General features: G+C 65.9%; 18 protein-coding genes. 13 read left to right on the top strand and 5 right to left on the bottom strand.

Going from position 1 to position 19,338, the window contains the following annotated elements:
• Positions 1-15 precede the first annotated feature (15 nt).
• The 4 genes from IR187_RS08130 (at position 16) to IR187_RS08115 (ending at position 3,907) form a co-directional block, all read left to right on the top strand.
• Positions 16-273 carry a hypothetical protein gene (locus IR187_RS08130; RefSeq protein ID WP_228765651.1) on the top strand — a complete coding sequence of 86 codons (258 nt, stop codon included), beginning with the start codon at positions 16-18 and terminating at the stop codon, positions 271-273.
• On the top strand, positions 270-1,685 hold the full coding sequence (fumC, locus tag IR187_RS08125; RefSeq protein ID WP_194954110.1) for a class II fumarate hydratase: 1,416 nt from the start codon (positions 270-272) through the stop codon (positions 1,683-1,685). The genes IR187_RS08130 and fumC overlap by 4 nt, the downstream gene beginning before the upstream one ends.
• Positions 1,686-1,707: 22 nt before the next feature.
• The gene (locus IR187_RS08120) at positions 1,708-2,076 is read left to right on the top strand and encodes a hypothetical protein (protein WP_194954109.1); all 369 of its coding nucleotides are present in this window, start codon (positions 1,708-1,710) and stop codon (positions 2,074-2,076) included.
• A 253-nt stretch (positions 2,077-2,329) separates the two neighbouring features.
• Positions 2,330-3,907, top strand: coding sequence for a serine hydrolase domain-containing protein (locus IR187_RS08115; RefSeq protein ID WP_194954108.1), 1,578 nt, complete (start codon positions 2,330-2,332; stop codon positions 3,905-3,907).
• Here IR187_RS08115 and IR187_RS08110 read toward each other — a convergent pair.
• Positions 3,882-4,442 (bottom strand): DUF2585 domain-containing protein, encoded by a 561-nt coding sequence (locus tag IR187_RS08110; protein ID WP_228765658.1) that lies wholly within the window; start codon positions 4,440-4,442, stop codon positions 3,882-3,884. The genes IR187_RS08115 and IR187_RS08110 overlap by 26 nt on opposite strands.
• Before the next feature lie 55 nt (positions 4,443-4,497).
• Between IR187_RS08110 and gmk the strand changes: the two genes are divergently transcribed.
• A complete protein-coding gene (gmk, locus tag IR187_RS08105; protein ID WP_194954106.1) occupies positions 4,498-5,160 on the top strand; it encodes a guanylate kinase in 663 nt (220 codons plus the stop codon).
• Positions 5,161-5,246: 86 nt separating this feature from the next.
• Here gmk and IR187_RS08100 read toward each other — a convergent pair whose 3' ends face one another.
• The 4 genes from IR187_RS08100 to IR187_RS08085 form a co-directional block, all read right to left on the bottom strand.
• Positions 5,247-5,687 (bottom strand): acyl-CoA thioesterase, encoded by a 441-nt coding sequence (locus tag IR187_RS08100; protein WP_194954105.1) that lies wholly within the window; start codon positions 5,685-5,687, stop codon positions 5,247-5,249.
• Between the two features lies 1 nt (position 5,688).
• Positions 5,689-6,471: an SDR family NAD(P)-dependent oxidoreductase gene (locus IR187_RS08095; protein WP_194954104.1), complete on the bottom strand. Its 783-nt coding sequence runs from the start codon at positions 6,469-6,471 to the stop codon at positions 5,689-5,691.
• A 153-nt stretch (positions 6,472-6,624) separates the two neighbouring features.
• Complete coding sequence (locus IR187_RS08090; RefSeq protein WP_194954103.1) at positions 6,625-7,794, bottom strand: acetyl-CoA C-acetyltransferase; 1,170 nt, start codon at positions 7,792-7,794, stop codon at positions 6,625-6,627.
• 201 nt (positions 7,795-7,995) lie between these two features.
• Complete coding sequence (locus IR187_RS08085) at positions 7,996-9,150, bottom strand: acyl-CoA dehydrogenase family protein (protein ID WP_194954102.1); 1,155 nt, start codon at positions 9,148-9,150, stop codon at positions 7,996-7,998.
• A 364-nt stretch (positions 9,151-9,514) separates the two neighbouring features.
• Between IR187_RS08085 and IR187_RS08080 the strand changes: the two genes are divergently transcribed.
• The 8 genes from IR187_RS08080 to IR187_RS08045 all read left to right on the top strand — a co-directional run bounded on the left by IR187_RS08080 (position 9,515) and on the right by IR187_RS08045 (position 19,229).
• Positions 9,515-10,384: an SMP-30/gluconolactonase/LRE family protein gene (locus IR187_RS08080; protein ID WP_194954101.1), complete on the top strand. Its 870-nt coding sequence runs from the start codon at positions 9,515-9,517 to the stop codon at positions 10,382-10,384.
• A gap of 311 nt (positions 10,385-10,695) precedes the next feature.
• Positions 10,696-12,798: a M3 family metallopeptidase gene (locus IR187_RS08075; RefSeq protein WP_228765650.1), complete on the top strand. Its 2,103-nt coding sequence runs from the start codon at positions 10,696-10,698 to the stop codon at positions 12,796-12,798.
• A gap of 115 nt (positions 12,799-12,913) precedes the next feature.
• Positions 12,914-13,816, top strand: coding sequence for an SPFH domain-containing protein (locus tag IR187_RS08070; protein WP_194954099.1), 903 nt, complete (start codon positions 12,914-12,916; stop codon positions 13,814-13,816).
• A gap of 21 nt (positions 13,817-13,837) precedes the next feature.
• Positions 13,838-14,065, top strand: a complete 228-nt coding sequence (locus IR187_RS08065; protein ID WP_194954098.1) for a toxin-antitoxin system HicB family antitoxin — start codon at positions 13,838-13,840, stop codon at positions 14,063-14,065.
• A gap of 327 nt (positions 14,066-14,392) precedes the next feature.
• Entirely contained in the window at positions 14,393-15,064 is a 672-nt protein-coding gene (gene rpe, locus IR187_RS08060) for a ribulose-phosphate 3-epimerase (protein WP_194954097.1), read from the top strand.
• Between the two features lie 3 nt (positions 15,065-15,067).
• A complete protein-coding gene (locus tag IR187_RS08055; RefSeq protein WP_194954096.1) occupies positions 15,068-16,846 on the top strand; it encodes a heparinase II/III family protein in 1,779 nt (592 codons plus the stop codon).
• 85 nt (positions 16,847-16,931) lie between these two features.
• The gene (purH, locus tag IR187_RS08050; RefSeq protein ID WP_194954095.1) at positions 16,932-18,524 is read left to right on the top strand and encodes a bifunctional phosphoribosylaminoimidazolecarboxamide formyltransferase/IMP cyclohydrolase; all 1,593 of its coding nucleotides are present in this window, start codon (positions 16,932-16,934) and stop codon (positions 18,522-18,524) included.
• Between the two features lie 54 nt (positions 18,525-18,578).
• On the top strand, positions 18,579-19,229 hold the full coding sequence (locus IR187_RS08045) for a YqaA family protein (protein WP_194954233.1): 651 nt from the start codon (positions 18,579-18,581) through the stop codon (positions 19,227-19,229).
• Positions 19,230-19,338: the final 109 nt, after the last annotated feature.

The following is a 19,338-nucleotide window of genomic DNA, read 5'->3' as shown; positions in this document are numbered from 1 at the left end:
TGGGCACTTGCCGGGATGCCGATCCTCGCCGCCGCCTTCTGGTGGGGGGTCGAGGGCCATGTCGCGTTCGAAAGCGCCGCCCGCCGCAGCCAGATTGCCGACGGCCTGCTGCATTTCAGCCTGTTGGTCCTGACCCCGGCGTTGGTGCTGGCATGGCTGGTCGCCGCCTGGCTCCGCCGCCGGGTGGGTGAAGGGGGGTACTGGAAAATGCTGGGGCTGGTCGCGATGATCTGGGCCGGGTCGGTGCTGGTCACGGTGCTGTTGGCGCGATGAGCGGAACGCGCACCGAAACCGACAGCATCGGCGCGATCGAGGTGTCCGCCGACGCCTATTGGGGGGCGCAGACCGAACGCAGCCGCCACAATTTCCCTTTTCCGGCGCACGAGCGCATGCCGCTTCCCATTGTCCATGCCCTGGCGCGGATCAAGGGCGCGGCGGCGCGGGTCAATCGGGCGCACGGGCTGGATGCGGGACTGGCGGAGGTGATCGCCGCCGCTGCCGATGCGGTCGCGGCGGGAAAACACGACGACCAGTTTCCGCTCGCCATCTGGCAGACGGGCAGCGGCACCCAGTCGAACATGAACGCCAATGAGGTGATCGCGGGGATCGCCAACGAGGCGCTGGCGGGGACGCGCGGCGGCAAGGCGCCCGTCCACCCCAACGACCATGTCAACATGGGCCAGTCGTCGAACGACAGTTTCCCGACCGCGATCCATGTTGCGGTGGCGGTCGAGACGACGGCGCGGTTGCTGCCCGCGCTGGACCGGCTGACCGACGCGCTGGCGGCGAAGGCGGCGGCGTGGGGCTACATCGTGAAGATCGGCCGCACCCATTTGCAGGACGCGACGCCGCTGACCTTGGGACAGGAATTTTCGGGCTATGTGCAGCAACTGACCGCGTGCCGCGCGCGGATCGAGGGCGCGCTGGCGCAGGACATCTGCAAGCTGGCGCAGGGCGGCACCGCGGTCGGCACCGGACTGAATGCCCCGGCGGGCTTCGACGTCGCGATCGCGGCAGAACTGAGCCGCGCGACCGGGATCGTGTTCGAGCCCGCGCCGAACAAGTTCGAGGCGCTGGCGTCGAACGACGGGCTGGTGTTCTTTTCGGGCGCGCTGGGCACGCTGGCGGTCGCGCTGACCAAGATCGCCAACGACATCCGCCTGCTCGGCTCAGGGCCGCGCGCGGGGCTGGGCGAGCTTGAGCTGCCCGCGAACGAGCCCGGCAGCTCGATCATGCCGGGCAAGGTCAATCCGACGCAGTGCGAGATGCTGACGATGGTGGCAGCCCAGGTGATCGGCAATCATCAGGCGGTCACCGTCGGCGGGATGCAGGGGCATCTCGAGCTCAACGTGTTCAAGCCGCTGATCGGCGCCAATGTGCTGCGGTCGATCGAGCTGCTGAGCATCGGCATGGCGACCTTTGCCGACAACTGCGTCGAAGGGCTTGAACCGAACCGCGGGCGCATTGCCGAACTGGTCGATCGCTCGCTGATGCTCGTCACGGCGCTTGCCCCCGAAATCGGCTATGACAAGGCGGCGAGGATCGCCAAGCAGGCGCACGAGACGGGATCGACGCTGAAGGAAGCGGCGCTGGCGCTGGGCACTGTCGACGCGGCGACGTTCGATCGGCTGGTCGATCCGCGCGCGATGCTGGCGCCGGAACCCAAAGCCCCCGCCGCGAATTGATGCAGCAGAAGGAGACGGGATCATGATCGGCAGGATCGTTGGCGGCGTGCTCGGAAGCGCGATCGGACGGAAAAAGGGCAATCACCCGATTGCGGGCGCGGTGATCGGCGCCGGCACCTTGTTCGCGGCGCGCCGACTGTTCCCGCAGCGCTATGCCGCGATGGCGGCGTGGGCAGCAGCGGGTTACCTCACCAAGAAATGGGCCGAACGCGCCGAGGCGCGCAAGGCGTCCGAAGCCGCGCATGCGGTCGACCCCGAACTGGCGCGCGCCGGTGTCGTCGACAGCTATGCCGGAACCGCCGAACCCGCACCCGACGGCCAGGCGATGGGCGATGCGCTGCCCCCGGCGATCCCGCTCGACAAGGACGGCAATCGCCCCGCGATTCATTGATCGGGAGAAGCCGCACTTCGCCCGGATCGCGCGACATATCGAACCGCCCAATTGTGGCATTTTGTGCCATATAGGTTATTATACTTGACATTGATGCGCCGATGTGGCACAAGCGCCGCCTCATCAGCAATGCGGACGGGCCGGACCCGATTCGGTGTCATAGCGGTGCCGGGCGTTAAACTGACCCGGTACCTTGCCATGCCCGGTGCCCGCTGTATTGCCGAATTAATACACGAGCGGGAGGGAATGGGGCATGGCGCGCGGCGGGATATGGCGGGCAATCGGGATGGCGGTCGCCGCGTTCGCCGGTCAGGTGGCGCTGGCGCAGACCGGCGATAGCGGGGCGACCCCCGCGCCGACTGCCGAAAACCGCGAGGCGCAGGACCGCGCTTTTGCCGCCGACTTCGACCGCTTCCTCGACACGGCGATGGCGCGTTTTCCGTCGGTCCCTGCCCTGTCGGTCGCGGTCGTTCGGGACGGCGCACCGGTGTTCGTGGGCGCCAAGGGGCGCGCCAATGTCGAGCGCGGGGTCGCGGCCACCGCCGACACCCCCTTTTACATCGCGTCGTCGACCAAGGCCTTTGTCGGCACCGCGCTGGCGCAGCTCGACGCGCGCGGGACGATCGACCTCGACTGGACGATGCGCGAACTGGCGCCCGACGTGAGTTTTGCCCCGGAGATCCGCGCCGACCAGATCAGCCTGCGCGACCTGCTGGCGCACCGTCACGGGCTGGCGGGCGATGCCATGGCGTTCCGGCTGGCGTATAGCGGCGATTATGACGCGGCGGTGCTGGAGCGCCTGCTTGCGGGGTTGAAGCCCGATGCCGAGACGCCCGCGGGCACGTTCCGCTATGGCAATATCGGCTATAATGTCGCGGCGCTGCTGATCGAACGGCGCACGGGGATGCGCTGGCAGGACATCCTCGAGGCCGAGCTGCTGACGCCGCTGGGCATGACCGGCACGCTGGCCGAAGGGCTGGAGGCGCGCGGATCGCGCTCGCCCGTGGCCACGCCCTATAGCGGCGGCGAACGCGTGTATCTGACCAAGGTCGACAAGACGATGCACGCGGCGGGAGGCATGGTCGCGAGCGCGAACGACATGGCGCGCTGGCTGGCGCTGCAACTGGCGGGCCGCGGCGCGATAGCCGCGGCGGCAGCAGCGGCGCGTGAACCGGTGGCGACGCTCGACAGCGCCTTCGGGCCGTTTAAGCGGACCGGATATGGGCTGGGCTGGTACTCCGGCCCGTTCGAGGGCGGCACCCTCTATCACGCGTTCGGCTCGTTCGCCGGGGCGCGGGCGCATGTATCGGTGCAGCCCGCAACCGGGCTGGGGGTCGCGGCGACCGCGAATGACGATGGCGTGGGGTTCCGCCTGGTCGATCTGGCGGCGCTCTATGCCTATGACTGGTACCGGCTTGGCGCGGCGGAGGCGGAGGTGCGGGCGACCGCGCAATTGGACACGCTGGCGGGCCAATGGGCGAAGCAGGTCGAAAAGCTTACGGCACAGCGCGCCGAACGCGCCGCGCGCCCGTCGCAGCTGAGCCTGTCGCCCGCTGCTTATGCCGGCGATTATTGCAATGTCGATTACGGCACGATCCGCGTCACGCCACAGGGGACGCAGCTCGCGCTGACGATGGGACGGCTGCGCGGCGTTACCGAAGCGGGGACCGAAGCCGACACGGTGCGCGCCGAGCTGATCCCCGGGCAAGGCGAAATCTATCGCTTTACCGTCGCGGGCGGCGTGGCCACCGCAATCGAGGCCTTCGGCAGCCGGTTCGATCGCTGCCCCGACGGCAGCGGCAGGGTCAGCCCGCCGCCTGCCACTCCTTGATCGCCTCGATGGGCGAGACGAGCATGAGGACGTTGAGCGTCAGATTGTCGCGGATCGTCCACAGGGTGAAGAGTTCAAAGACAATCGCGATGGCGAGCGTCACCCACCAGCGCATCCGGCTGGCGGCGAGGAAGCCCGCGATCATGAACAGCGCGTCGCTGACCGAGTTGAGGATCGAATCGCCGCTGTAGCCGAACGCCATCGTCACTTCGCGGTAGCGGTTGATGATGACGGGCGAGTTTTCGAGAATTTCCCACGCCGCCTCGATCCCGATCGCCAGCGCAAGCAGCACCCAGAGCGGCTGGCGCGGCAGCAGCCAGCGACCGAGGCCGAAGAAGATAAAGCCGTGGATGATGTGGCTGAAGCTGTACCAGTCCGAAATCTGCTGGCTGTTCTGATCGGATTGCACGACGCCGTGCCACAGGCTGATGGTACCGCAGGGGCAGATCGGCGGGCGCCCCATTGCGAACAGGATCGCGGTGAATATGGCCAATAGCGCGGCCGCAACGAGCCAGCCGGTGCGTGAAATCCCCATCATCCCTGCTGCCCTTCGCGCTTGACCGTTGCCGTCCGTCAGGCGAATAGCGCGCATGGCTGAAAGCGTCCATCTGAACCGCCGCGGCGTGTTGTTCGTCCTCTCCTCGCCGTCGGGCGCGGGCAAGACCACGATTTCGAAAAAGATGCTGGGGGTCGATCCCGACATCGCGCTGTCGATCTCGGCCACCACCCGCCCGCCGCGCCCCGGCGAGGTCGATGGCAAGGATTATCATTTCGTCGATACCGAGACGTTCAAGAAAATGGCCGCGGATGGCGAATTTCTGGAATGGGCGCATGTGTTCGGCCACCGTTATGGTACCCCGCGGGCGCGGGTCGACGAATTGCTCGACGCGGGCAAGGACGTGCTGTTCGACATCGACTGGCAGGGCGCGCAGCAGCTGTATCAGGAAGCCGGCCCCGATGTGGTGCGCGTGTTCGTGCTGCCGCCGACGATGGAGGAGCTGGAGCGGCGGCTGCGCAGCCGCAAGACCGACAGCGACGAGGTGATCGCGGCGCGGATGGCGCGCGCCGCGAACGAGATCAGCCACTGGGACGGCTATGACTATGTGCTGATCAACGACAATGTCGACGAATGTTACGGCGAAGTCATGGCGATCCTGCGCGCCGAGCGGCTGAAGCGGCGACGGCAGATCGGGCTGATCGGGTTCGCGCGCGATCTGATCCGGTCGGTGCCCGAGGGCGATACGGCGATTTAGCGACACTCGTCATTGCGAGCGCAGCGAAGCAATCCAGAGTGTGCGTAAACCGCTCTGGATTGCTTCGCTTCGCTCGCAATGACGAATTATTCTGCAGGCGTCGCCAGATTGGCGGTCAGTTCGGCGACCATCTCCGCGCGCAGTGGCTTGGCCTGATTGTCGGTGCGGCACACGACCACGGTGTCGCAGGTGGCGATGCAGCGGCCGTTCTGGAACATCGCCTGGACGATCCTCCAGCTCGAGGTGCCGAGGCGGCCGATGCCGGTTGCGATCTCGACCGGATCAGGGAAATTGCCCTCGGCCAGATAGTTGATCTCGACCGCCGCGACCATGGTGCGTTCGTTCGCCGGGCGCTCGCCGAGCGGGCGGACCTGGCGGTTGAGCAGCACCCGGCCGCTTTCGAACAGCGCGGCAAAGGCCACATTGTTGAGGTGGCCGTTGATGTCCATGTCCTGAAACCGCGTCTGGAAGCTTTCGCAAACGGGGTAGCTGGCGGGGTTCAGCCGCCAGCTCTCCGGTTTCGCCATATTAACGCGGGCCCATGCGGATACCGCCGTCGAGACGGACGTCTTCACCGTTGAAATAGCCGTTTTCGATCATGCACAGCGCGAGCGCGGCATATTCGGGCGGGTTGCCGAGGCGTTTCGGGTTGAGCACCGAGGCGCCAAGCGCGTCGCGGACATTCTGCGGCGCACCCGCGAGCAGCGGGGTGTCGAAGATGCCCGGCAGGATCGTGTTGACGCGGATATTTTCCGAAGCGAGGTCGCGCGCGATGGGGAGGGTCATGCCGACAACGCCGCCCTTCGACGCCGAGTAAGCCGCTTGCCCGATCTGGCCGTCCTCGGCCGCGACCGACGCGGTGTTGACGATCGCGCCGCGCTCGCCGTCTTCCATCGGGTCGAGCGTCATCATCCCCGCCGCCGATTTGGCGATGCAGCGGAAGGTGCCGACGAGGTTGATCTGGATGATCCAGTTGAAGGCGTCGAGCGGGAAATGCTTGATGCTGCCGTCTTCTTTCGAGCGGCTCGCAGTTTTGATCGCGTTACCGGTGCCGGCGCAGTTGACGAGGATGCGCTCCTGCCCGATCGCTTCGCGCGATTTGGCGAAAGCCGCGTCGACGCTGGCGTCGTCGGTGACATTGCATTCGCAGAATACCCCGCCAAGCTCGGCGGCGAGCGCTTTGCCCTTTTCTTCCTGCAGGTCGAAGATCGCGACCTTGACGCCCTTGGCAGCGAGCGCGCGGGCGGTCGCGGCGCCGAGGCCCGAGGCGCCGCCGGTGACGACGGCGGATACGGTGGAATCGAGTTTCATGTGGTTTCTCCTGCTTAAAGCCCCTCCCCTTTAGGGGAGGGGTTGGGGTGGGGTTTCGCGGCGTAGAGCAAGGTCGATGGACCCCGCCCGCTGCGACTAGGCAGCAAGCTGCCAAGTCTCGCTGCCCTCCCCTGAAGGGGAGGGCGTAAGTCGTTACAGCCGTTCGATGATCGTGACGTTGGCCTGGCCGCCGCCTTCGCACATCGTTTGCAGCCCATATTTGCCGCCGGTCGCGTCGAGCACGCCGAGCAGGGTCGCCATCAGCTTGGTGCCGCTGGCACCGAGCGGGTGGCCGAGCGCGATCGCGCCGCCATGCTGGTTGATCCGCGCATGGTCGGCGCCGAGATATTTGAGCCAGGCGAGCGGGACCGGGGCGAAGGCCTCGTTGACCTCGTAGGCGTCAATATCCGCGATCTTCATGCCCGCTTTCTTGAGCGCGCGTTCGGTCGCGAACAGCGGTTCCTCGAGCATGATCACCGGATCGCCCGCGGTGACCGAGATATGATGGATGCGCGCGCGCGGCGTCAGGCCATGATCCTTGAGCGCCTGTTCGGACACGACGAGCGCGGCGCTCGCGCCGTCGCAGATTTGCGAGCTGGTGGCCGCAGTGATCGAACCGCCTTCCTGCAGGATCTTGACCCCCGCGATGCCCTCCAGCGTCGCGTCGAAACGGATGCCTTCATCGACGAGGTGGGTTTCGCGGCCTTCGGGGGTGTCGATTTCGACCCCGACGATCTCGCGCTTGAAATGGCCCGCCTCGGTCGCCGCCTTGGCGCGGCGGTGGCTTTCGAGCGCATAGGCGTCGAGGTCGTCCTTGGTCAGCCCGTGCTTTTTGACGATCATTTCGGCGCCCATGAACTGGCTGAACATGATGCCGGGATATTTTTCCTCGAGCCGCTCCGATTTATAGTGGCCGAGCCCTTCCTTCATGAACAAGGTCGCGACGCTGCCCATCGGCACGCGCGTCATGCTTTCGATGCCGCTGGCGAGCACGATGTCCTGCGTCCCCGACATTACCGCCTGCGCCGCGAACTGGATCGCCTGCTGCGACGAACCGCACTGGCGGTCGATGGTGACGGCGGGGATCGAGTCGGGCAGCTTCGAGGCGAGCACCGCGTTGCGGCCGACGTCCATCGTCTGCTGGCCGCCCTGGCTGACGCAGCCGGTGATGACGTCGTCGATCGCCCTGGTGTCGAAGTCGTTGCGGTCGGCGATCGCGTCGAACACGGCGGCGCCGAGGTCGACGGGGTGGACGCCGGCGAGCTTGCCGCCGCGCTTGCCGCCCGCGGTGCGGACGGCGTCGACGATATAGGCATGGGCCATGGGATAGTCCTTTCACTTCCTGTTCCCCTCTCCCCTTGCGGGAGAGGGCTGCGAAGACTTGGCGGCTTGTCCGCCTAGTCGAAGCTGGGTGAGGGGCTGGGGCGTGGCTTGGGACGCCTGGGTCAGAACCCCTCACAAGACTTGCTAGGCGGCGAGCCGCCAAGCCAAGTCTTTCTCTCCCTTAAAGGGAGAGAAAAATCTTCAGAGCTTCCGCCCGATCAGTTCCTTCATAATCTCGTTCGTGCCGCCGAAAATCCGCGTCACGCGCGCGGCGCGCCAGGCGCGGGCGATCGGATATTCATTCATATAGCCGGCGCCGCCGAACAGCTGGAGGCATTTGTCCATCACCTCCCATTGCAGATCGGTGTGCCACAGCTTCGCCGCGGCGCCTTCCTCCGGCGTCAGTTCCTTTTTCAGGTGCCGCGCGAGCGCCCAGTCGAGGTGCGCCCAGCCGACCTGCAATTTCGCTTTCAAATCGGCGAGCACGAAGCGGCTGTTCTGGAAATCGAGGATCGGCTTGCCGAACGCCTTGCGCTCGCGGGTATATTCGACCGTGTCGTCAAAGGCGCGCTGCGCCGATGCCTGCGCCGACACCGCGATCGAAAGCCGTTCCTGGGGAAGCTCGCTCATCAGATAGATAAACCCCTGCCCTTCTTCGCCGAGGCAGTTGGTGATCGGCACGCGGACGTCGTTGAAGAACAGCTCCGACGTATCGGCCTCGTCCTGCCCGATCTTGTCGAGGTTGCGACCGCGCTGGAAACCCTCGCGGTCGGCTTCGACGAGGACGATCGACACGCCCTTCCACGCGGGCTCGGCATCGGGATCGGTCTTGACGCACACCAGGATCAGGTCGGCATTCTGGCCGTTGGTGATATAGGTTTTCGACCCGTTGATGACATAATGATTGCCATCCTTTTTCGCCGTCGTGCGCATCCCCTGAAGGTCGCTGCCGGTGCCCGGTTCGGTCATCGCGATCGCGGTGATGACCTCGCCCGACACCATCTTGGGCAGCCAGTGCGCCTTCTGCTCCTCGCTGCCGTAGCGGACGATATAATTGGTCACGATGTCCGACTGGAGCGAAAAGCCGGTGGTCACGCGGCCGTAATAGGCGCTTTCCTCGTCAACGATCGCATTATAGCCGAAGTCGAGGCCCAGCCCGCCATATTCCTCCGGCACCGTCGGGCAGAGGAGGCCCAGTTCGCCGGCCTTGGGCCACAGGCTCTTGGGCACGATGCCGTCCTCGGCCCATTGCGCCTGGTTGGGGGCGACTTCCTTTTCGAGGAACTGGCGCACCGTCGAACGGAACGCCTCATGATCTTCGGTATAGGCGGTGCGCGAGAGGCTATCGAGCGACATCTGGTTCCTTTCCCTTGGGCGCGGCCGAACGAAGCCGGGGAGTCGGCCGCCTGATTGACCGGCAAGAGACCTTACGTTTACGTCCACGTCAAGTAGAAATGCCGCTACGGCGCGTAAACTTTTTTGTCGCCTCGCGATGGGGGCGACCACTGGCCGCCTGAGCCGCCCTTTCTTTCGTCATCCCGGCGAAGGCCGGGATCTCGCCGGTGCGGTAAACCGAGAGGGTGAGATCCCGGCCTTCGCCGGGATGACGGTTTTCAAGACGGCTGCCGTCGCCACCAGGACAGGACATTGATCGGTCGCATCGCGCTGAATAGCTTTGCAGCCGCTGGGCACCCTCGCCCTCCCGCGCTAAGACCCGGCCATGGTCCAACTCCTCCTCGACGCCCGCGCGCTGCTCGGCGAATCGCCCGTCTGGCACGCTGCCGAAGCGCGCCTCTATTGGGTCGATATCGAAGGCCGCCAAATCCACCGCACCGATCCCGCGACGGGAGCCGACGAGGTGATGCAACTCGCCGAACAGGTCGGCTGCATCGCGCCGCGCACGAAGGGCGGCCTGGTCGCCGCGCTCGAAAATGGCTGCGCGATCATCGACCATTGGGGCGCCTCACCGCGGCCCTTCGGCGCAGCGGTGCTGACCGGCAAGCCGCACCAGCGTTTCAACGACGGCCGCGTCGATGCGGCCGGACGGCTGTGGGTCGGCAGCCTGACCAGCGACAAGCCGAAACGCGACGCGGCGCTCTATCGCCTCGATCCCGACGGCGCCCTCACCGAAATCTTCGGCGGATTGATGACCAGCAACGGCGCGGCCTTCAGCCCCGACGGACGCACCTTCTATCATGCCGACACGCCGACACACTGTGTCCAGGCTTATGACGTCGACCCGGCGACCGGCACGCTGGGCGGCAAGCGGCTGTTCCACCGCTTTGCCGAGGGCGAGGGCCGCCCCGACGGCGCCGCGGTCGATGCCGAGGGTTGCTATTGGTCGGCGCTGTGGGACGGCGGGCGCGTCGTCCGCCTGTCACCTGCGGGCGAATTGCTGCAAACCGTCGACCTGCCGGTGCAGCGCCCGACGATGATCGCCTTTGGCGGCGCGGACCTGAAAACCGCCTTCGTCACCAGCGCGGGAAAGAGCCTGACCGACGAAGAGCGCAGGGCCCAGCCGCACGCCGGCGGCGTGTTCACCTTTGCCGTCGATGTGCCGGGGCTGGCGCAGGACATGTTTGCCGGGTGAAATATCCTCCCTGTCGCGAAGCGATGGGGAGGTGGCAGCGCGAAGCGCTGACGGAGGGGCAATAACGCGAGGTTGCCGCCCCTCCACCACCGCCTGCGGCGGCGGTCCCCCTCCCCATGGCTTCGCCACAGGGAGGATAGTGCCGCACCCTTGCGCTCCCCTGTCATATCTGGTTAATCCACCCCCCGACATGGTTTCGTCCGAAACCTTTTCACCGGGAGATTCCGAATATGCCGCAGAGCGCGCCCCGCCTTGCCCGCAAGCTGTCGATCATGCTTGCATCCACCGCGATGATGATGGGTTATAGCCAGATGAGCACCGCCGTCGCCGCCGAGCCCGCCGCCAAAACCGTCCCCGCGGGTCAGAACCCGATGCTGGCGCCGTGGACCGGCCCCTATGAAGGGGTGCCGCCGTGGGACAAGCTGGACCCCGAACTGTTCCCCGACGCGTTCCAGAAGGCGATGGACGAGGTGAAGGCCGAAGTGCAGGCGGTGATCGACAATCCCGCCGCGCCGACCTTTGACAACACGCATGTGCCGATGCAGCTGGCGGGCGACACGATCCAGCGGATCTACGCGCTGTGGGGCGTCCAGACGTCGAACCGGTCGAACGACCGGGTCGAGGCGATCGACGCCGAATGGAGCCCGAAGCTCTCGAAATTCTTTACCGAACTCTATCTCGATCCCAAGCTGTTCGCGCGGTACAAGGCGGTGTACGACGCGCGCCACACCAGCGGCCTCGACGCGCAGCAGATGCGCATCGTCGAGCGCAGCTATGAAGAGATGGTCCGCGACGGCGCCAATCTGTCACCGGCCGACAAGGCGAAGCTGGTCGAGATCAATTCCAAGCTCGAAGGCCATTTTTCAAGCTTCTCCTCGAAGCTGCTCGGCGACGAGAAACTCTATACCTTTGTCACTGACAAGGCCGAACTCGACGGGCTGGAACCCGCCTTTGTCGCATCGCTTGCCGCCGCAGCGACGGAGCAGGGCAAGCCCGGCCAGTGGGCGATCAAGAACACCCGCTCGTCGGCGCAGCCGGTGCTGCAAGGCGCGACCAACCGGGGCTTGCGCGAGAAAGTCTGGCGCGCCTTTGTCGGGCGCGGCGACAATGGCGACGCGAATGATACCAAGGCGGTGATCGCCGACGTGCTGAAGCTGCGCCAGCAGCGCGCCGAACTGCTCGGTTTCGCGACCCACGCCCATTACCGCATGGCCGACACGATGGCGAAAACGCCCGAGAACGCCGACGCGCTGATGATGAAGGTGTGGCCCGCAGCGGTGGCGCGGGTGAAGGAAGAGGTCGCCGACATGCAGGCGATCGCCGATGCCGAGGCCAAGGCGGGCAAGGGACCGAAGATCACCATCGAACCGTGGGATTACCGCTTCTATGCGGAGAAGGTCCGCAAGGCGAAATATGACCTCGATGAAAGCGAGGTGAAGCCCTATTTCCAGCTCGACAAGCTGGTCGACGGGATGTTCTGGGCCGCGGGCGAGCTTTATGACATGGGGTTCAAGGAAAACACCGGTACGATCCCGGTGTTCGACCCCAAGGTGCGGACGTTCGAGGTGTTCAACCTCAAGACGAACAAGCCGATCGGCGTCTTTTACCTCGACAATTTCGCGCGCGACGGCAAGCGGTCGGGTGCGTGGATGACGACGTACCGCAGCCAGCAGAAGCTGGGCGGGGAGCGCAATGTGCTGGCGTCGAACAACAATAATTTCACCGAAGCCGCGAAGGGCGAACCGACGCTGATCAGCATCGACGACGCGCAGACGCTGTTCCACGAATTCGGGCACGGCATCCATTTCCTGCTCTATGACATCACCTATCCGGCGCTTGCCGGGGTGCCGCGCGACTTCGTCGAATATCCGAGCCAGGTGAACGAAAACTGGCTGATGACGCCCGAAGTGCTGTCGAAATTCGCGACGCATTACCAGACTGGCGAACCGATTCCGCAGGCGCTGGTCGACAAGATCCTGGCGTCGGACACGTTCAACCAGGGCTTTTCGACCGTCGAATATCTGGCGAGCGCGATCGTCGATATGAAGCTGCACAACCGCAAGGTGCCGCCGACCGACATCGCGAAGTTCGAGCGCGAGACACTGGCCGAAATCGGCATGCCGAAAGAAATCGTCATGCGCCACCGCCTGCCGCAGTTCGGCCATTTGTTCAGTTCGGACAGCTATTCGGCGGGCTATTACAGCTATTTGTGGTCGGAGACGATGGACGCCGACACCTGGGCTGCGTTCAACGAAGCGGGCGGGCCGTGGGACCGCACGATCGCCGACAAGTTCCGCACCCTGCTGCTCATGACCGGCAACGAAACCGACCGCGCCGAAGCGTATCGCGCCTTCCGCGGCCGCGATCCGGACGTCAAGGCGCTGCTGAAAAAGCGCGGTTTTCCGACCGAATAGGGCGAACAAGACCGGGGAGGCAAAGGGGGTCGTTACGGCCCCCTTTGTTTTGCGTTGACGTCAGTCGATATCGATATAAATATGATATCATCTTTATATCGAATCGGAGGGTAAGATGGTTGATGGAGGGGCACCCGCACTGAACCGCAGTCGCGAGACGCGCGCGCAGACGCAAAGCGGTTATCTGATGCTGCTGATCTGGTTCCTGCTCGCCGGACTGGCGCTGTGGGCGGGGATCAGCAACGGCACCGCGGACTATCAGGTGGCGTGGAAATGGGCGGTTGTGGCGGGGTCGGCGCTGGTCGGCTTTCTGATCCTGTGCGGATTTTACCTGATCAATCCCAACGAAGCCGCGGCGATCCAGCTGTTCGGCAGCTACAAGGGCACCGACCGCGAGACCGGGCTGCGCTGGGTGCTGCCGTGGCTGACCCGCAAGAAGATCGCGGTGCGCGCGAACAACATCATTTCGGAAAAGATCAAGGTCAACGACGCCCGCGGCAACCCGATCGAGATGGCGGCGCAGGTCGTGTGGCGCGTCACCGACACCGCGCAGGCGTTGTTCGACGTCGACGATTACAAGGAATTCGTGCTGGCGCAGATCGAGGCCGCGGTGCGCTCGATCGGGTCGCGTTACCCCTATGACGACCATGACCACCACGACATCACGCTGCGCGGCAACCATGAGGAAGTGGGGATCGAACTGCGCAAGGCGCTGATCGAGCGGCTCGACGTCGCCGGGATCACCGTCGACGAATGCGGGCTGACCCACCTTGCCTATGCGCCCGAAATCGCCGGGGCGATGCTGCGCCGCCAGCAGGCCGAGGCGGTGGTCGCGGCGCGCGCCAAGCTGGTCGAAGGCGCGGTGTCGATGGTCGAAATGGCGCTGACCCAATTGTCCGAAAAGCAGGTCGTCGAGCTCGACGACGAACGGCGCGCGGCGATGGTGTCGAACCTGATGGTCGTGCTGTGCGGCGAACGCGACACGCAGCCGATCGTCAACACCGGCTCGCTCTATTGAGCCGCGCCGGACGAGCGAACGATGCCCGCATCCGCCAAGAAAGCCTTTGCCCTTCGCCTCGATCCGGCGCTCTACGCCGCGGTCGAGCGGATGGCGGCGACCGAATTGCGGAGCGCCAATGCCGAGATCGAGGTGCTGCTGCGCGAGGCGCTGGCGCGGCGGGGCGTGACCGTAAAGCCGCCGGTCGCGGCAAAGCGCGGGCGACCGCCCAGGGAAGAGGGCCGAGATGCTGCACCTGATGTTGGATAATCGCCCGTGGTTTCGCGCCCGGACCGAGGGTGGCTGGCGCTGGCGGTGAGTTTGGTCGAGGGCGTGGGGGGGGGTAGCGGCAGTTTGCAAATCCTCCCCACTGTGGGGAGGTGGCAGCGCGAAGCGCTGACGGAGGGGGCTCGCGTTCGCACGCAGCGTAGCGTCAGGCTGCCAACCCCCTCCACCACCTTCGGTGGTCCCCCTCCCCGCAAGCGGGGAGGATCTTACGGCCGCAATCGTTCGCAGTTCGCCCCCAACCCGCTTTTCCACCGCTAGCGGCGCTGCCCCGCTTGCTCCCCAAGGGGTTGATGGTTAAGGCCGATGGCCATGACTAGTACCCCCGCCCCCGTCCGCATCGCCCCGTCGATCCTGAGCGCCGATTTTGCCGCGCTGGGCCAGGAAGTGCGCGCGATCGAAACGGCGGGCGCCGACTGGGTCCATATCGATGTGATGGACGGCCATTTTGTGCCAAACCTGACGATCGGCCCGGCGGTGGTAAAGGCGCTCCGCCCGCATTCGACCCTGCCGTTCGACGTCCATCTGATGATTTCACCGGTCGACCATTTCCTCGACGCCTTTGCCGCGGCGGGCGCCGACATCATCACCGTCCATCCCGAGGCGGGGCCGCATATCCACCGCAGCGTCCAGCACATCAAATCGCTGGGCAAGCAGGCTGGCGTGTCGCTCAACCCCGCGACCCCCGCCAAGATGCTCGACTATCTGATCGACGATATCGACCTGGTGCTGGTGATGAGCGTCAACCCCGGGTTCGGCGGCCAGAGCTTTATCACCAGCCAGCTGCGCAAGATCGAGGCGGTGCGCAAGATGATCGACAAGAGCGGTCGCGACATCCGGCTGGAGGTCGATGGCGGCATCGACGTGAACACCGCGCCGCTGGCAATCGCCGCGGGCGCCGACGTGCTGGTGGCGGGGACCGCGACCTTTAAAGGTGGACCCGATGCCTATGCAGGCAATATCCGGCAACTGCGCGGCGCCTGACCGATGGAGGGGAGACCGTTGACTTCGGCCCCTGCCGACCCGCCGCCCGACCTGGCTGACGATGCCGCGCCGATCGACGACACGATCGAACCCGGCAAGCGGCTGATCCGACTGCCCGCCGACAAGGGATTGTCGCTGGGCGACCGGCTGGCCAATGCGATCACGCGGCTGACCTGGCGCACCCCGCTCCATGCCTTTCGACTGAAAGGGCGATTTCCCCTGAAATTGCTTGGCGTTCCGGTCGATCCGGTGCCGGGCGACACGCGCGCGGGGACCGCGATCCGCGCCGGGCATTTTCTGCACCGCGGGCTCAAGCTGCCGCTGGGTGAGCTCGACTTTGCCAATCTGACCGTTGCGCCGACCTTTGCCGATTATCTGCACAGCTTTGCCTGGCTCCGCGATCTGGCCGCGACCGGCACGCGCGCCGACGGGGCGCCGATCGCCGAGGCGGTGGTGCGCCACTGGCTCGGCACCCACGGCGAGACAGTGAGCGAGCCGGCATGGAAGGCGGACAACACCGGATGGCGCATCCTGTTCTGGGCGTGCCACGCGCCACTGATCCTGTCGTCGAGCGACCTCGTCTATCGCTCGGCGGTGCTCAATCATCTCGCGCGCGCGGCGCGGCATCTTGACCGCGTTGCGGACAAGACGCGGCCGGGTACTGGGCAGATGGTTGCGTGGATCGGCATCGTCGCGGCCTCGCTGCTGATGCCCGGCGGCGAACCGCGGCAGATATTCGGCGAGGCCGGACTGCGCAAGGTACTGGAAACCAGCTTTTACGCCGACGGCGGCAATATCTCGCGCTCGCCGCAGGCGCAGCTCGACGCGGTGATGGCACTGTCAATGCTCGCCCGTGTCTATGACATGCGCCGGATGGAGGTGCCGCCGTTCGTGCAGGAGGTGCTGGCGCGCGCCGTCCCGGCACTGCTGGGATTGCTGCACAGCGACGGCGGCATGGGCAATTGGCAGGGCAGCGGCGCCACCGCCGCAGCGCAGGTCCAGGCGATCGTCACGGCAAGCGGGGTGCGGACCCGGCCGCTGAAACAGGCGCGCGACTGGGGATACCAGCGCCTCGTCGCGAACAAGGTCGTGCTGCTCGCCGACGCGGCGCCGCCGCCGATCGCGCGCGTGACCGAGGCCGGCTGCGCGTCGACGCTGGCGTTCGAACTCAGCGACGGCGACGAACGCATCGTCGTCAATTGCGGCGGCGCGGCGCTGACCGGCGCAACGATTCCCGCCGATCTGGCGCGCGGGCTGCGCACCACCGCAGCGCATTCGACGCTGGTGCTGGCCGACACCAATTCGACCGCGATCCTGGCGAGCGGATCGCTGGGCAAGGGCGTGACCGAGGTCGAGCTCGACCGCCGCGAAACGCCGCAGGGCAGCCGCGTCGAGATGAGCCACGACGGCTATGCACGGCGCCACGGGCTGATCCACCGCCGCCTGCTCATCCTGTCGCCGAACGGGCGCGAGCTGCGCGGCGAGGATATGCTGCTCCCCGCCCCGCGCAGCCGCCGCAAGGGCGACAAGCATTTCGCGATCCGCTTTCACCTCGGCCGCAATATCTCGGCCAGCCTGACCGCCGACAAGCTGGGCGCGCTGCTGCGGATTAGCGGCGGGCCGCTGTGGCAGTTCCGGACCAGCGACGGCGCGCTCGAAATCGAGGAAAGCCTGTGGGTCGACGGCGACGGCCGCCCGCACCCGACCGAACAGCTGGTCATCACCGGGGGTGCGCCCGCGGGCGGGATCAGCATCGGCTGGATTTTCAAACATATCGGCTGACGGGCACGCGCCCGATACTTGCCCCCACCGCCGTTCGCGCCTAGGGCGACCGCGTCATCCCATTGCCAGCCGAGGCCTTCGCTCCATGACCGATCTTGTCCCCGTCCGCCGCGCGCTGTTGTCCGTCAGCGACAAGGCGGGGCTTGCCGACCTGGCCGCCGCACTCGTGCGTCACGGGGTCGATCTGGTGTCGACCGGCGGCACAGCGAAGGCGCTGCGCGAGACGGGTCATGATGTCCTAGATGTCGCCGACCTGACCGGTTTTCCCGAGATGATGGACGGGCGCGTCAAGACGTTGCACCCGACCGTCCATGGCGGCATCCTGGCGGTGCGCGACGATGCGGCGCATGTCGCGTCGATGGACGCGCATGGCATCGGTCCGATCGACCTCGTCGTCGTCAATCTCTACCCCTTCCTCCAGACCGTGATGTCGGGTGCCGACCGCGATACGATCATCGAGAATATCGACATCGGCGGCCCGGCAATGGTGCGCTCGGCGGCGAAGAACCACGCCTTTGTGAACATCGTCACCGAGCCCGAGGATTATGCCGCGGTGATCGCCGAGATGGACGCAAACGGCGGCGCGACAACGCTGATGCTGCGTAAACGCCTCGCCGCTACGGCCTTTGCCCACACCGCGACTTATGACGGGATGATCGCGCGCTGGTTCGCCATCGCCGATCAGGGCAAGACATTTCCCGATACCCTGCCGCTGACCGCGAAGTTGGCCAGCGAACTGCGTTATGGCGAGAATCCGCATCAGAAGGCGGCGCTTTACATCCCCGCCGTGCCGGGACCGCGCGGGATCGCGGGCGCCGAGCAGGTGCAGGGCAAGGAGCTCAGCTACAATAATATCAACGACGCCGACGCCGCGCTCGAACTGGTTTCCGAATTTCGCGACGCCGATCCGACCTGCGTCATCGTCAAGCATGCCAACCCGTGCGGCGTCGCGACTGCCGCGACGATCGCCCAAGCCTATGACGCGGCGCTGAAATGCGACGATGTGTCGGCGTTCGGTGGGATCATCGCGGTCAACCGGCCGCTCGACGGCGCGACCGCCGAGGCGATCAGCGGTATCTTTACCGAAGTCGTCTGCGCCCCCGACGCCGACGCCGATGCGCGCGCCGTTTTTGCGAAGAAAAAGAATCTCCGCCTGCTGCTGACCGGCGAACTGCCCGATCCGGCGCGCGGCGGGCTGATGCTCAAGACGATCGCCGGCGGCTGGCTGGCGCAGAGCCGCGACAATGGCCGCATCACCCGCGCCGACCTGAAGGTCGTGACGAACCGCGCGCCGACCGACGCGGAACTGGCCGACGCGCTGTTCGCGTGGACGCTTGCCAAGCATGTGAAATCGAACGCGATCGTCTATGCCAAGGGCGGCGCCACCGCGGGCATCGGCGCGGGGCAGATGAACCGCCGCGACAGCGCGCGCATCGCCGCGGCAAAGGCGCGCGAAGCCGCCGAATCGCATGGCTGGGCAGAGCCGCGCACCGTCGGCAGCGCGGTTGCGAGCGACGCCTTTTTCCCCTTCGCCGACGGCCTGCTCGCGGCGGTCGAGGCGGGCGCGACCTGCGTTATCCAGCCGGGCGGATCGATCCGCGACGACGAGGTGATCGCAGCGGCGAACGAGGCCGGGCTGGCGATGCTATTCACCGGCATGCGCCATTTCCGGCACTGATCGCGCACCATGGCCATCCTGATCGACCCGACCGCTCGCCCCACGGCAAAAAGCCTGCTCGCGCGCCTTTATAACTGGACGATCGCCAAGGCATCGCACCGCCACGCCCAATGGTGGCTGTTCGCGATCGCTTTCATCGAATCGAGCTTTTTCCCGATCCCGCCGCATCCGGTGCTGGGGCTGATGTGCCTGGCCGACCCGAAGCGCGCGTTGCGCTTCGCCGCAATCTGCACCGCCGGATCGGTGCTGGGCGGGCTGTTCGGCTATGCCATCGGCCATTTCCTCTACGAAAGCATCGGACTGTGGCTGCTCGGTGCGCTGGGGCTGACGCAGAAATTCCCGGTCGCGGTCTGTTACCTCAACCAATATGACGCGGAGGCGATCATCATCGCCGGGGCGACACCGATCCCGTTCAAGCTGATGACGCTGACCGCGGGCTTTACCGGCATGAACCTGGCAACCTTCATCGGCGCCAGCATCGTCGGGCGCGGGATGATCTTCATGGCGGTCGGCGTGCTGTTCCGCCTGTTCGGCGCCCCGATCAAGGCGTTTATCGAGAAATATCTGGGCATGGTGACGACCGCCTTCGTCGCGCTGGTTATCGGCGGGTTTCTGGTGCTGGGCCTGCTCTCGGGCGACGGCAAAAAGACCGTCGATGCGTGCAGCGGCGCGACGATGGAGAGCGTCGGGATGGCGCGGAAGTAGCGGCGAACACCCAACCCCGTTCGTATCGAGCGAAGTCGAGATACGCACGGCTTGGCTTATGGGACGAAAGGCCGTCGAACGGGCTTGGAGACTTCGACAAAGGTGACGG

The organism is Sphingopyxis solisilvae, from assembly GCF_015475875.1.
GTDB classification, from domain to species: domain Bacteria; phylum Pseudomonadota; class Alphaproteobacteria; order Sphingomonadales; family Sphingomonadaceae; genus Sphingopyxis; species Sphingopyxis solisilvae.
Note: the sequence above shows the minus strand (reverse complement) of the source record. Positions and strands in the feature narration are given on the sequence as shown.

Coding starts and splice junctions, on each gene's coding strand:
- rpe (WP_194954097.1), top strand. CDS start 14,393: ATGACTAGTACCCCCGCCCCCGTCCGCATCGCCCCGTCGATCCTGAGC.
- IR187_RS08120 (WP_194954109.1), top strand. CDS start 1,708: ATGATCGGCAGGATCGTTGGCGGCGTGCTCGGAAGCGCGATCGGACGG.
- IR187_RS08095 (WP_194954104.1), bottom strand. CDS start 6,471: ATGAAACTCGATTCCACCGTATCCGCCGTCGTCACCGGCGGCGCCTCG.
- IR187_RS08110 (WP_228765658.1), bottom strand. CDS start 4,442: ATGGGGATTTCACGCACCGGCTGGCTCGTTGCGGCCGCGCTATTGGCC.
- IR187_RS08100 (WP_194954105.1), bottom strand. CDS start 5,687: ATGGCGAAACCGGAGAGCTGGCGGCTGAACCCCGCCAGCTACCCCGTT.
- IR187_RS08075 (WP_228765650.1), top strand. CDS start 10,696: ATGAGCACCGCCGTCGCCGCCGAGCCCGCCGCCAAAACCGTCCCCGCG.
- gmk (WP_194954106.1), top strand. CDS start 4,498: ATGGCTGAAAGCGTCCATCTGAACCGCCGCGGCGTGTTGTTCGTCCTC.
- IR187_RS08070 (WP_194954099.1), top strand. CDS start 12,914: ATGGTTGATGGAGGGGCACCCGCACTGAACCGCAGTCGCGAGACGCGC.
- IR187_RS08115 (WP_194954108.1), top strand. CDS start 2,330: ATGGCGCGCGGCGGGATATGGCGGGCAATCGGGATGGCGGTCGCCGCG.
- IR187_RS08130 (WP_228765651.1), top strand. CDS start 16: ATGCCGATCCTCGCCGCCGCCTTCTGGTGGGGGGTCGAGGGCCATGTC.
- IR187_RS08065 (WP_194954098.1), top strand. CDS start 13,838: ATGCCCGCATCCGCCAAGAAAGCCTTTGCCCTTCGCCTCGATCCGGCG.
- IR187_RS08085 (WP_194954102.1), bottom strand. CDS start 9,150: ATGTCGCTCGATAGCCTCTCGCGCACCGCCTATACCGAAGATCATGAG.
- fumC (WP_194954110.1), top strand. CDS start 270: ATGAGCGGAACGCGCACCGAAACCGACAGCATCGGCGCGATCGAGGTG.
- IR187_RS08090 (WP_194954103.1), bottom strand. CDS start 7,794: ATGGCCCATGCCTATATCGTCGACGCCGTCCGCACCGCGGGCGGCAAG.
- purH (WP_194954095.1), top strand. CDS start 16,932: ATGACCGATCTTGTCCCCGTCCGCCGCGCGCTGTTGTCCGTCAGCGAC.
- IR187_RS08080 (WP_194954101.1), top strand. CDS start 9,515: ATGGTCCAACTCCTCCTCGACGCCCGCGCGCTGCTCGGCGAATCGCCC.
- IR187_RS08055 (WP_194954096.1), top strand. CDS start 15,068: ATGGAGGGGAGACCGTTGACTTCGGCCCCTGCCGACCCGCCGCCCGAC.